The sequence below is a fragment of the Micromonospora sp. WMMD708 genome (assembly GCF_049315245.1).
GTDB lineage: Bacteria > Actinomycetota > Actinomycetes > Mycobacteriales > Micromonosporaceae > Micromonospora > Micromonospora wenchangensis.
Map to the genome: position 1 here is coordinate 372,669 of NZ_CP186060.1, position 11,817 is coordinate 384,485.

Below are 11,817 nucleotides of genomic sequence, written 5' to 3' on the forward strand. Positions count from 1 at the left end.
GTCGCGAACGAAGGAGATCCGGTGAGCGAGAATCCCCTTCAGCCGCCGTGGTTGAACGCGCCGCCGGTCGAGGAGTACCCGTACCAGGAGAGCCACGACCTGCGGGTCGGTCCGAAGCTGCACCCGTCGCTGGACGGGCTACTGCCGTACGTCGGGGTGTGGCGGGGTCGGGGGCGGGGGGGTTTCCCCACCATCGAGGACTTCGACTACGCGCAGGAGATCCGGATCAGCCACGACGGCCGGCCGTTCCTGTTCTACGAGTCCCGGGCCTGGCTGCTCGACGACCAGAGCCGTCCGGTCCGTCCGGCCGGGCGTGAGGTGGGCTGGTGGCGTCCGGTGCTGGACGGTGAGCGGGTCACCGACGAGCTGGAGGCGTTGATGACCTCGCCGACCGGGATCATGGAGCTGCACATCGGCCGGCGCACCGGTACGCAGATCGAGTTCGCCACCGACGCGGTGGTGCGTACGGCCACCGCCAAGGAGGTGACGGCGGGTGCCCGGCTCTTCGGCATCGTGGAGGGGGCGCTGCTCTACGCCCAGGAGATGGCGGGCATGGGGCACAGCCTCTCCCCGCACCTGTCCGCCCGGCTGATCCGGGTGGCCGGCTGACGTTCAGCGACTCAGGTGGGCCGATGTTGCGGCGTCCGCGAGCGGGGATACCGCAACATCGGCCCCGTCGTGTCGATCACGCGAAGCCCAGCAGCCCCTGGAGGCGGGGGGTGTGCGGGGAGGCCGGGCGGGGCGTGCCGTCGAGGGTCCTGACCTCGACCAGACCGCGTACCGACGAGGTCAGCCAGATTCCGGCGGCGGCGTGCAGCCCGGCCGGGGTGACCATCCGCTCGGCGGGCGTCAGGCCCAGCCCGGTGACGTGGTCGAGCAGCCAGCCGCAGGTGGTGCCGGGCAGGATGCCGGTGCGGGCGGCCGGGACGGTGCACAGGCTGTCGCCGTCCAGCCAGACGACGTTCGCGCCCGGAGCCTCCAGCACGTAGCCGTCGGTCGAGACCCAGAGCACGTCGTCCACCCCGGTCCGGGCGGCCCAGCGGCGCGCGGCGCTGTTGGTCGCGTACGAGATGGACTTGATGCCCGTGGGCAGCCAGGACAGTTCGGGGCGGGCGGTGGCCGGCACCCCGAGGGACAGGGTGGCGACGGTGACCCCGGCGTGGCGCAGGCGCTTCGCGGCGGCCGGCACCTCGGCCAGGGTGGCGTAGACGGTGGGCAGCCCGCCGCCCTCCGGCCCCCGGGTGCAGACCAGGCGCAACGCGCCCTCGACCCCGTCGGGCCAGCCGTCGACGAGGGCGTCCAGCAGCTCCACCAGTGCCGCGTCGGGTGGCAGCGGGAGTTCCAGGGCGGCGGCCCCGGCGCGCAGCCGGACCAGGTGGGCGCTCCGCAGCCAGGGGCGTCCGCCGCGCAGGTGCATGGTCTCGAACAGCCCGTCGCCGCGTAGCACACCCAGGTCGTCCCCGCGCAGCACCGGCTCCGTCGCGGGGACGACACCCCGACCGAGCACGGCGATCCTCGATGCCACCACGACCGCCGAGCCTAGCGGCGGTACGACGTGGCCGGGCGCGGGCCGGCGGCCGAACTATGATCGGACGGTGTCCGAATCCTCGCTGGCGGAAATGCTCCGCTCCCGCGGGTTGCGGCTGACGGCGCAGCGGCAACTGGTCCTCCAAGCCGTGCTCGACCTGGGGCACGCCACACCGGAGCAGGTGCACACCGCCGTCCGCGAGGTGGCCGCCGGGGTCAACATCACCACCATCTACCGGACGCTGGAGCTGCTGGAACGGCTCGGCCTGGTGACCCACACCCACCTGTCGCACGGCTCGCCGACCTACCACGCGGCGGGTGAGCACCAGCACATCCACCTGGTCTGCCGGGAGTGCGGCGCGGTCGACGAGATCGACCCGGAACTGATGCGTCCGCTGGCCGACCAGCTCGCCACCGGGCGGGGCTTCCGGGTGGACATCGGGCACGTGGCGCTCTTCGGCGTCTGCGACAACTGCGAGGACGGGGAACCGACATGATCGACATCGGGGGGGCGGTCGCCGTCGAGGCGATCGACGAGGCCAGCCGGGACCAGCCGGACGCCGAGCACCGGGCGGCCGGGGTGCGGGGCGTCGCCGCGCACTACGGCGACCCGCTGCGCGAGCAGCGCACCCTGGCCACCGGGGTCGGCCTGGTGGACCGCTCGCACCGGGGGGTCGTCGCCGTCTCCGGCCCGGAGCGGATCGGCTGGCTGCACACCCTGACCAGCCAGCACCTCGCCGCGCTCGGCCCGTGGCAGGGCACCGAACTGCTGGTGCTCAGCCCGCACGGGCACGTCGAGCAGCACGCCATGGTCACCGAGGACGGCGAGACCACCTGGCTGGACACCGAGCCGGGGATGACCGCCGGCCTGCTGACGTACCTGGAGAAGATGCGGTTCTTCAGCCAGGTCGAGCCGCGTGACGCCACCGCCGGGCACGCGCTGCTGTCGCTGGTCGGGCCGCAGGCCGCCGACGCCGTCGCCACGCTCGGCGTGACCGGCCTGGCCGCACCCGAGGTGCTCACGGTGCCGGGCCCGAAGTTCCGCTCCGGCGAGCTGCCCCCCCGCCCCACCGTCCGGTACGACGTGCGGCCGCTGACCGCCGGCGGGTGGGCCCGCCGGGTCCCGCTCGGGGTGGACCTGCTGGTGCCCCGGCCCGCCCTGGACGGGGTCGTCGCCGAGCTGCGGGCCGCCGGGGTGCCGGCGGCCGGGCTGTGGGCGTACGAGGCGGTACGGGTGGCCGCCCGACGGCCCCGGGTCGGGGTGGACACCGACCACCGGACCATCCCCGCCGAGGTGGGTCTCATCGCCCCGGCGGTGCACCTGGACAAGGGCTGCTACCGGGGGCAGGAGACGGTCGCCCGGGTGCACAACCTGGGTAAGCCGCCGCGTCGGCTCGTCCTGCTGCACCTGGACGGGGTGACCACCGACCAGCTTCCGGTGGCGGGCACCCCGGTCACCCTGGACGGCCGGACGGTCGGCTTCGTCGGCACCGCCGTGCACCACTTCGAGCTGGGTCAGGTCGCGCTGGCCGTGGTCAAGCGCAACCTCGCCGACGACGCCCGGCTGTCGGTGGGCGACACCGCCGCCGCCGTCGACCCGGAGTAGCCGGCCCGGCGACAAGGATGCCCATCCGCTGCCGCAGGGACGGGAATTTCTTCGCGTAACTCCCGGCGAGGGTGCGGTTCTTCCTGCCCCGCCCCGGCCACGCCATCGACCTCGGGCGGCCTGGGCGGCTACCATCGCCGGCATGACGACAGGGACGTTGATCACGGTTGCCCCGACCGGCGCGGAGTCGGCCAAGGCGGAGGTGCCGGCGCTGCCGGTGACCCTCGACGAGTTGCTGCTCACCGCCAAGGAGTGCGAGGCGCTCGGCGCTTCCGTGATCCACGTCCACATCCGGGACGACGAGGCCCGCCCCACCCTCGACCAGGGGCGGCTGCGGGAGACGGTGGCGGCGCTGCGCGAGGGCACCGACCTGATCGTGCAACTCTCCTCCGGTGGCGCCGTGACCGACCCGGAGGCCGACCGGCTGGCCGTGCTGGACGCCGCCCCGGACATGGCCTCCTGCACCATGGGCACCGTCAACTTCGGCGACGACGTCTTCCTCAACCGGTGGGAGTTCATCGTCGACCTGCACGCCCGGATGCAGGAACGCGGCATCCTCCCCGAGTACGAGATCTTCGACCTCGGTCACCTCGCCGCCCTGTCCCGCCTGCTCGACCGGTACGGCCTGCCGCACGGCGGGCACGTGCACGTCGACTTCGTGATGGGGGTGCCGGGCGGGATGCCGGGCACCACGGCCACCCTGGTCGCCGCTCAGCAGATGCTGCGTGACCTGCCGGCGGGCACCACCTTCTCGGCCACCGGCATCGGCCGCAGCACCATCCCGGTGATGCTGGCCTCGCTGTCCACCGGCGGTCACCTCCGGGTCGGCATGGAGGACACCGTGACGTACGCCAAGGGTCGCCCGGTGGAGTCCAACATGCAGCTCGTCGCCCGCGCGGTCGGCTTCGCGCAGCTCGCCCAGCGCCCGCCGCTGACCACCACCGAGGCCCGTCGACTGCTCGGCCGGTAGCCCACCGGCCGGGCGGCGCGCCGGCCCGTGGGCAGGTAAGCCACGCCGGGCCCGGCGCTCCGTACCCTCGTGGCTGACGTCGCAGGTCACCCGGGTGCCGGGCGGGCCGGTCCGCGTCGGTACCTTCCCAGGGTGACCAAGACGTACGAGGGTGGCGGGCCGCTCGCCGAGGTGGTCCGGTCGGGGTTCGTGGAGGGCGTGCACCGGGGCTCGGTGGTGGTGCTCGACGCCGCCGGCACGCCGGTGGCCGGTGCCGGGGACGGCACCTCGCCGATCTTCCCCCGCTCGGCCAGCAAGCCGTTGCAGACGCTAGGCATGCTCCGGGCCGGGCTGGCGGTGACCGACCCGGCCGACGTCGCGCTCGTCTCGGCGAGCCACGCCGGTGAGGAGTTCCACCTGGCCCGGGTGGCTGCGCTGCTGCGCTGCGCCGGACTCGATCCGGACGCCCTGCACTGCCCGCCCGACCTGCCGTTCGGCGAGGCCGCCCGACAGGCCGTGCTCCGGGCCGGCGGTGGCCCGAGCCGGCTGGCGATGAACTGCTCCGGCAAGCACGCCGGGATGCTGCTGACCTGCCTGGCCGCCGGCTGGCCGCTGGACGGGTACTGGCGGCCGGAGCACCCGTTGCAGCGGCGGCTGACCGCCACCATCGAGGAGTTCACCGGCGAGCGGGCGGCGGCGGTCGGCGTGGACGGCTGCGGTGCGCCGGTGCTGGCGGTCTCGCTGACCGGGCTGGCACGGGCGTTCCTGCGGTTGGTGACCGCCGAGCCGGGCTCCCCGGAGCGCACCGTCGCGGACGCGATGCGGGCGTATCCGGAACTGGTCGGCGGCACCGGGGCGGACGACACCCGGCTGATGCGGGGCGTACCGGGGATGCTGGCGAAGATCGGCGCGGAGGGCGTGATCGCCGCCGCGCTGCCCGGCGTCGGCGCGGTCGTCCTCAAGATCGACGACGGGGCCACCCGGGCCCGGATGCCGGTGCTGGTCTCCGGGCTGCGCCGGCTCGGCGTGCAGGCCCCCGTCCTGACCGAGTACGCCGAACTGCCCCTGCTGGGTGGTGGTCTCCCCGTCGGCGCGGTCCGTCCCGTCTGGTGACCCGCCCCCTCGCCTCCGCTGTCAGGGGAGGAAGGCGCGCAGCGCGTCGGCGACCGGGGCGGGGCGTTCCAGCGGGACCAGGTGGGCGGCGTCGGGCACGTCGGGGAGGCGGCGGGCGTCCGGAGCCTCGGCGGCGATCCGGTCGGCCAGCCGGATGATGTCCGGAATGTCGACGGCGCCGGCGGTGACCAGCACCGGCATGCTCAGCTCGCCCAGCCGGTCGATGGCGGGCGGGTCGAGTTCGACGACGTCCACCGCGCTCAGCGCCTGCTCGGCGGCGAGAGCCCGCCGGTCGGCCTCCTCGGCGGCGGCGATGAACGCCGGGTCCAGGTCCTCCGGGCGGCGGTACGGCCCGACCACCCAGAACCGCACCTCACCGGCCGCGCTCGCCGCGAGATCCTCCTCGTCGACCTCGCCGACCAGGGTGTCCCACAACTCCTCGGTCTGCTCCGACCACTCGTGCCCGGAGACTGCGGTGCCGAACAGCGCCAGCGCCGACACCCGCTGCGGGTACGCCAGCGCGGTGTCGATGGCCACCGCCCCGCCGAACGAGCAGCCGACCAGGGCGGCCTGCGCGATGCCGAGCGCGTCCAGCGCCGCCCGGACGTCGTCGTGGTGGGCGAAGGACTCCGGCGGCAGCGCGGAATCCCCGTAGCCGCGCAGGTCCAGGCAGATCACCCGGTGCCGGTCGGCGAGGGTGTCCCGTACGCCGTGCCACATCCGCCGGTCGGCGATCCCCGCGTGCAGCAGGAGCACCGGGCTGCCGCTGCCCGCCTCGTCGTACCCCAGGGTGGTGCCGTTGACGGCGAGGTTCGTGGTCACGCCGTGCAAGGTACGGATCGGGCATCCGGTGCCGCAAGGCGGTTTTGTTACCTCGCTAACTCTGGCAAGCGTTTTGCTTGCTGGAGCTAGCGGCGCGGACTACCGTTGGGGTATGGCCGCACCCAAGGATCTACCCGACGTCGGCGGATTCATCCGTGACCTGCGGCGGAACGCCAAGATCTCGCTCCGCCAGCTCGCCGAGCAGGCGGGGGTGAGCAACCCCTACCTCAGCCAGATCGAGCGGGGCCTGCGTAGGCCCAGCGCCGAGGTGCTCCAGCAGCTCGCCAGCGCGTTGCGGGTCTCCACCCCGGCGATGTATCTGCGGGCCGGGCTGCTCGACGACAAGGAGGGCCAAGGGGTGCTCGCCGCCATCGCGGTCGACCCCGACCTCACGATGGCCCAGAAACAGTCCCTCAGCCAGATCTACGAGACCTTCCGCCGGGAGAACACCCGGCTGGCCGAGGCGGAAGCCGCCGCCAACCCGTCCGCCGAGGACGAGCCGGTGGCCCCGGCCGGACCCACCGGCGCATCCGACGGACCGGCCACCGCCACCGCACCGGACCCGTCCGCTGCGGGCCGGACCGCCACCGGCGAGACCGTGGTCACCGATCGGACCGCCGTCACCGACGAGACCGTCGCGGAGGCCGTCACCGACCGTGCCGCCGTCACGGATCAACCGGTCGTCACCGACCGGACCGCTGCCGCCGTGGCGGACCGCCCGGACACGCCGGCCCCGACGGGCCGCCCGTCCGCGCCGGCCGTGCCGACCGGGGCGGCAGCCGGGATCACCCCGGCGGCCACCGGCCCGGTCACCCCGGAGGGCACCCCGACCGAGGCCGTCCTGGAATCGGTCGCCCGCACCGAGGCGGGCACCGCCCCCGCCCCGGGCAGCGCCGCCACCGCCGCGACGGCTGCGCTCTCCCCGGACCCCGCGCCCACCACCGGCACCCGCGCCGACCGGACGGATGCCGCACCCACGACCAGCACCAGCAGGGCCGCCGGAGCGGCCGAGGAGGAGTTGTCATGACCCAGCCGAAGACCAACCGCATCCCTGCCCCGCTCTACGCCGCCGCCGGCGCCGGAGAGCTGGCCTACCAGCAGCTGCGCAAGCTGCCCACCGTCGCGACCGAGCTGGGCAACCGGGTCGTCGCCGACGGCACCAGGGTCGTCGCCGAGCTGGGCGGCCGGGCCGTCGTCACCGGGGTCGAGCTGCGGCAGAAGGCCACCGAGACCTTCCGTACCGCCAACCTGACCGCCACCGGCCTGCGCGAGCGGGTCGCCCCGACCGAGCTGAACCTGGACAAGCTCCGCGCCGAACTGGACCTGGACAAGCTCCGGGCCGAACTGGACCTTGACCGGCTGCGCGGTGCCGCCACCCGCAACGCCGCCGTCGTCGTCGCCGGGGCGCAGGCCGCCCAGGAGCGCGCGCTGGCCGCGTACGGCGCGTTGATCGCCCGGGGCGAGCGGGTGGTCGGTGCCGGGGTGCTGGAGGCCGCCGACACCGTCAACGCCGACATCGAGGCGACCGACGCCACCGTGCGCACGGGGACCACGGCGGACACCACGACCGGCCCGGCGGACGCCGTGACCAGCCGCCCTTCGGACACCGTGACCACCAGCCCCTCGGGCGGGGCCGCCGCCGACCACACGCCGACCCCGGCGGACGTGGCCGAGGTCGTCGAGGCCAAGCCGGCCGCCGCCAAGACCACCCGGACCCGGGTGAGCAAGGCCGCCAAGGCCACCAAGCCGGCGACGACCGAATCGACGACCGCGACCGGTACGGCGGCGAAGCCGAAGACCACGAAGCGGACCCGCCCGGCCGCCGGGTGACCGTTGCCGACACCGGCCCCGGGGGCGTCCTGACGGACGTTTCCGGGGCCGTCGGCATATGCTGGCCGACATGGCCATCGCCGCGCCGATCTTCGTGTTCCACCTCGTCTACGTGATCGACCTGGTCCTGCTCGTGTTCGCACTGGCGGTGCAGGGCATCTCGCTGGTGCACGCGTTCACCCAGCGCTCGGACGCCTTCCCGGCGATCGGGACCCTGCCCAAGGGGGGCTGGATCGCGATCCTGGCCGTCTGCATGCTGCTCACCCTGCTCGGTTTCGGCGCGCTGAGCATCTTCGGGCTGATCGGCATCGCGGCCGGCCTGATCTACCTGCTCGACGTCCGGGTGGGGCTGCGCGACCTGCACGACGGCAAAGGGTTCTGGTGAGGGGCTTCCGCTGGCCGCCACCACCGGACGGCGGACCCCGCACCTGGGGTCCGGGGCCCGGGGCACCGCGCACCGGGCGACCCGCCCTGCCGGAGCCGGAGACCGAGCTGATCGCCACCCCGCACGACGTGCAGTTGGAACGGCTGGTCACCGGCGTCGGTGACCCGGTCACCGTGTTCGCGCACGGGTTCGGCAACGGCATCGCCACCACCCGCCCGTTCGGCAGCGCGGTCGCCGGTCGTCGGGTCTTCTTCCAGTTCCGGGGGCACGGCCGCTCCGACGCGCCGCCCGGCCCGTGGAGTTACCTCGACCTGGCCCGTGACCTGCGGGCGGTGGCGGATCTCAGCGGCGCCACCCGGGCGTTCGGGGCCAGCCTCGGCGCGGGCGCGCTGTGCCGGTTGCTCGCCGAGAGCCCGGACCGGTTCGAGAAGCTGGTCTTCCTGCTCCCCGCCGTTCTCGACCGGCCGCGCGGCCCGATCGCCCAGCAGCGGCTGGCCGACCTGCTGGAGGCGGTGTCCGGCGGCGACGCCTCAGCCGTGGCGGACGTGGTCGCCCTGGAGCTGCCGCCGTCGGTCCGCAACACCCCGGCGGGTTGGGCCTACCTGCGCCAACGGCTCGACCAGTTGCTCCGCGACGGGCTCGCCGCCGGCCTGGCCGACCTGCCGGAACAGTCCCCGCTGGCCGACCTCGCCGCCCTGGCCGGGGTGACCGCCCCGGCCCTGGTGATCGGCTGCGTCGGCGACGACCTGCACCCGACCCACATCGCCGCCGAGCTGGCCGACGCGTTGCCGCAGGCGACCCTGCACGTCTACGACCGTCCCGGATTCGCCTGGACCGACCGCGCCGACCTGCGGGACCGGATCTCCACCTTCCTCAACGACTGACGTCGGCGTCCGCCGCCGGCAGGTGGGCGGCGCGTACGGCACGTAGCCAGCGTTCCACGGTGGCCTCGTCGGGCCGGTCGGGCAGCGGGGTGCGGAGCCGGTCGAAGTCCCGCTCCGCCTCGGCGACCAGCGCCTCCGCCTCTGCCAACGCGCCGCCCGCGACCCGCTCACCGAACTCCCGGAACCACTGCGGGTCCGCCAGCCGGATCTCCAGGCGGCCGGTGGCGTAGAGGGTGCGCCCCTGGTGCAGCAGCCGGGCCAGGTGCCGGGCGTGCTTGGCCGAGCGGCGTCGACCGCCCACCGTCGCGTCGCGGGTGGTCAGCTTGCGGAACTGCTGACTCGCGTACCCGAGGTAGGCGTCGCGGACGCGCGGCGCGCTGAGGAACGCCGACCGGATGGCGATCAGGCGGTCACCGGGTTCGGTACGGGTCTCGTAGCAGTCGTCGGGCAGCCAGATCAGCTCGGTGGCCGTCGGGTTGCCGCTCAACGCCAGCCGGGCGTACTTGCCGGCCTCGTGCAGGGTGACGTCCGGGTCGGTGGTGACCACCGACTCCCGGGGCGGTCGCAGGCCGTGGAAGGCCACCGTCGGGGCGGCGAAGACGCCGATCCGGTCGACGTCCGAGCCGGGGCCGGCCAGCCCGTAGGCGACCGAACCGACGATCCCGGAGAGCAGCAGGTGCATGCCGGGAGCATGCCGGATCGGACCGGCACGCGAAACCGGACTTCGGTTGTCAGGTATCACTGCCACCCTCGACGGTATGACGACGACACCGTTGGACGGAAAGGTCGCGCTGGTGGCCGGTGCGACGCGGGGCGCGGGCCGGCAGATCGCGATCCAGCTCGGCGCGGCCGGGGCGACGGTCTACGCCACCGGACGCAGCAGCCGGGCCGGCCGCTCCGAGCTGGACCGTCCCGAGACCATCGAGGAGACCGCCGAGCTCGTCACCGCCGCCGGTGGCACCGGCATCGCGGTCCGGGTCGACCACCTGGTGCCCGCGCAGGTACGCGACCTGGTGGCCCGGATCGACGCCGAACAGGGCCGACTCGACGTGCTGGTCAACGACATCTGGGGTGCCGACCCCCTGATCACCTGGGAGAAGCCGGTCTGGGAGCAGCCGCTGGAAGCCGGGTTCCACACCCTGCGGCTGGCGGTGGACACCCACATCATCACCAGCCACTTCGCGCTGCCGCTGCTGATCCGCCGCCCCGGCGGCCTGGTCGTCGAGATCGGCGACGGCACCCGGGCGTACAACGACACGCACTACCGGCTGTCGGTCTTCTACGACCTGGCGAAGGTGTCGGTGACCCGGCTCGCGTACAGCTGGGGGCACGAGCTGGCGCCGCACGGGTGCACCGCCGTGGCGCTCACCCCCGGCTGGATCCGGTCCGAGGCGATGCTGGAACACTTCGGGGTGACCGAGGAGACCTGGCGCGACGGCGCGGCGAAGGACCCGCACTTCGTCATCTCGGAGACGCCGGCCTTCGTCGGGCGCGCGGTCGTCGCCCTGGCCGCCGACGACGACCGGGCCCGCTGGAACCAGGCGTCCGTCTCGGCCGGCGAACTGGCCCGGGTGTACGGCTTCACCGACCTCGACGGCAGCCGCCCGGACGCGTTCCGCTACCTCAGCGAGGTGGTCGAGGCGGACCGGCCCGCCGACCCCACCGGCTACCGCTGATCCGGGGGTACGGGGGTGACGCCGTAGAGGGCGGCTGAGCGGGCCGCCGCGTCGACCAGGCGGGCCCTCAGCTCCGGCGGGTCGAGCACCTCCGCCTCCGGACCGAAGCCGAGCAGCTGGACGTACGCCACCTCGACGGATTCGACGGGCAGCCGGGTCACCACCCACCCCTGCCCGTCGGGTGCCCCGGCGGCGGCCAGCGCCTCCTCGTACGCGAAGGGGGTGTCGGCGAGGAACCGCAGCCGGCGCAGGCCGACGGGGCTGACCCGGACGGTGACCCGCTCGGCGAGCATGCCCCGCAGGAACGCCTCGGCCTGCTCCCGCCAGTAGCCACCCAGGTCGAAACCGTCGTCCCGGACGAACGTCGCCGGGTCGGGCACGACGTCGACCATCCGGTCCACCCGGTAGGTGCGCATCGCGTCACCGACCCGGCCGACGAGGTACCAGGTGCCGCTCTTGAGCACCAGCCCGTACGGCTCGACCCGGCGGGTCACCTCCCGTTCGCCGCGCCGGTACCGCAGCTCGACCACCCCGTCCCGCCACACCGCGCGGGCCAGTTCGGTCAGCCAGCGCGGCGGGGTGGACTCCCGGAACCAGCCGGGCACGTCCAGGTGGAACCGTTGCCCGGTGCGGGCCGGGGCGTCGCGCAGGCTCGGCGGCAACGCGGCGAGCACCTTCAGCTCGGCGGACGCCACCGCGTCGGCCAGTCCCAGGTCACCGGCGGGGCCGGGGAGCCCGGCGAGGAAGAGCGCCTCCGCCTCGTCGCGGGTCAGCCCGGTCAACCGGGTCCGGTAGCCGCCGAGCAGCCGGTACCCGCCGGCCCGTCCCCGGTCGGCGTAGACCGGCACCCCGGCGGCGGACAGCGCCAGCACGTCCCGGTAGACGGTCCGCTCGGACACCTCCAGCTCCCGGGCGAGTTCGGCGGCGGTCATCGTCTCCCGGGCCTGCAACAGCAGCACCAGGGAGATCAACCGGGCGGCGCGCACCCCTGCATCCTGCCGGCCCGACCCGACGTTCGGCGCCAC

13 protein-coding genes and 1 pseudogene are annotated in these 11,817 nt (G+C 74.4%); 10 read left to right on the plus strand and 4 right to left on the minus strand.

From position 1 onward, the window contains the following. The first annotated feature begins 21 nt into the window (after positions 1-21). Positions 22-609: an FABP family protein gene (locus tag ACN260_RS01670; RefSeq protein WP_422754429.1), complete on the plus strand. Its 588-nt coding sequence runs from the start codon at positions 22-24 to the stop codon at positions 607-609. A 76-nt stretch (positions 610-685) separates the two neighbouring features. On the opposite strand, the gene ACN260_RS01675 is transcribed toward ACN260_RS01670, so the two are convergent. After that, positions 686-1,528: an aminotransferase class IV gene (locus ACN260_RS01675; protein ID WP_422754430.1), complete on the minus strand. Its 843-nt coding sequence runs from the start codon at positions 1,526-1,528 to the stop codon at positions 686-688. A gap of 91 nt (positions 1,529-1,619) precedes the next feature. Between ACN260_RS01675 and ACN260_RS01680 the strand changes: the two genes are divergently transcribed. The 4 genes from ACN260_RS01680 (at position 1,620) to ACN260_RS01695 (ending at position 5,195) form a co-directional block, all read left to right on the plus strand. Further along, on the plus strand, positions 1,620-2,024 hold the full coding sequence (locus ACN260_RS01680; RefSeq protein ID WP_088643156.1) for a Fur family transcriptional regulator: 405 nt from the start codon (positions 1,620-1,622) through the stop codon (positions 2,022-2,024). Then, positions 2,021-3,133 (plus strand): YgfZ/GcvT domain-containing protein, encoded by a 1,113-nt coding sequence (locus tag ACN260_RS01685; RefSeq protein ID WP_422754431.1) that lies wholly within the window; start codon positions 2,021-2,023, stop codon positions 3,131-3,133. Before ACN260_RS01680 ends, ACN260_RS01685 begins: the two co-directional genes overlap by 4 nt. Positions 3,134-3,275: 142 nt before the next feature. Beyond that, positions 3,276-4,103: a 3-keto-5-aminohexanoate cleavage protein gene (locus ACN260_RS01690; RefSeq protein ID WP_422754432.1), complete on the plus strand. Its 828-nt coding sequence runs from the start codon at positions 3,276-3,278 to the stop codon at positions 4,101-4,103. 132 nt (positions 4,104-4,235) lie between these two features. Further along, complete coding sequence (locus ACN260_RS01695) at positions 4,236-5,195, plus strand: asparaginase (RefSeq protein ID WP_422754433.1); 960 nt, start codon at positions 4,236-4,238, stop codon at positions 5,193-5,195. A gap of 21 nt (positions 5,196-5,216) precedes the next feature. On the opposite strand, the gene ACN260_RS01700 is transcribed toward ACN260_RS01695, so the two are convergent. Then, positions 5,217-6,017, minus strand: coding sequence for an alpha/beta fold hydrolase (locus ACN260_RS01700; protein WP_422754434.1), 801 nt, complete (start codon positions 6,015-6,017; stop codon positions 5,217-5,219). Between the two features lie 112 nt (positions 6,018-6,129). Here ACN260_RS01700 and ACN260_RS01705 point away from each other — a divergent pair. From ACN260_RS01705 to ACN260_RS01720, 4 genes and pseudogenes are all read left to right on the plus strand, one after another. Continuing rightward, positions 6,130-6,858 (plus strand): annotated as a pseudogene (locus ACN260_RS01705) (helix-turn-helix domain-containing protein); the annotation flags it as partial. Positions 6,859-7,040: 182 nt separating this feature from the next. Further along, complete coding sequence (locus ACN260_RS01710; protein ID WP_422754435.1) at positions 7,041-7,847, plus strand: hypothetical protein; 807 nt, start codon at positions 7,041-7,043, stop codon at positions 7,845-7,847. Between the two features lie 70 nt (positions 7,848-7,917). After that, positions 7,918-8,232, plus strand: coding sequence for a DUF2516 family protein (locus ACN260_RS01715; RefSeq protein WP_088643267.1), 315 nt, complete (start codon positions 7,918-7,920; stop codon positions 8,230-8,232). Next, entirely contained in the window at positions 8,229-9,116 is an 888-nt protein-coding gene (locus ACN260_RS01720) for an alpha/beta fold hydrolase (protein WP_422754436.1), read from the plus strand. Before ACN260_RS01715 ends, ACN260_RS01720 begins: the two co-directional genes overlap by 4 nt. On the opposite strand, the gene ACN260_RS01725 is transcribed toward ACN260_RS01720, so the two are convergent. Continuing rightward, positions 9,106-9,798, minus strand: coding sequence for a nucleotidyltransferase domain-containing protein (locus ACN260_RS01725; protein WP_422754437.1), 693 nt, complete (start codon positions 9,796-9,798; stop codon positions 9,106-9,108). The two genes, ACN260_RS01720 and ACN260_RS01725, sit on opposite strands and share 11 nt — an antisense overlap. A gap of 76 nt (positions 9,799-9,874) precedes the next feature. On the opposite strand from ACN260_RS01725, the gene ACN260_RS01730 reads away from it, so the two are divergent. Next, on the plus strand, positions 9,875-10,792 hold the full coding sequence (locus ACN260_RS01730; RefSeq protein WP_422754438.1) for an SDR family oxidoreductase: 918 nt from the start codon (positions 9,875-9,877) through the stop codon (positions 10,790-10,792). Here the strand turns inward: ACN260_RS01730 and ACN260_RS01735 are convergent. Continuing rightward, positions 10,783-11,778: a helix-turn-helix transcriptional regulator gene (locus ACN260_RS01735; RefSeq protein WP_422754439.1), complete on the minus strand. Its 996-nt coding sequence runs from the start codon at positions 11,776-11,778 to the stop codon at positions 10,783-10,785. The genes ACN260_RS01730 and ACN260_RS01735 overlap by 10 nt on opposite strands. Positions 11,779-11,817: the final 39 nt, after the last annotated feature.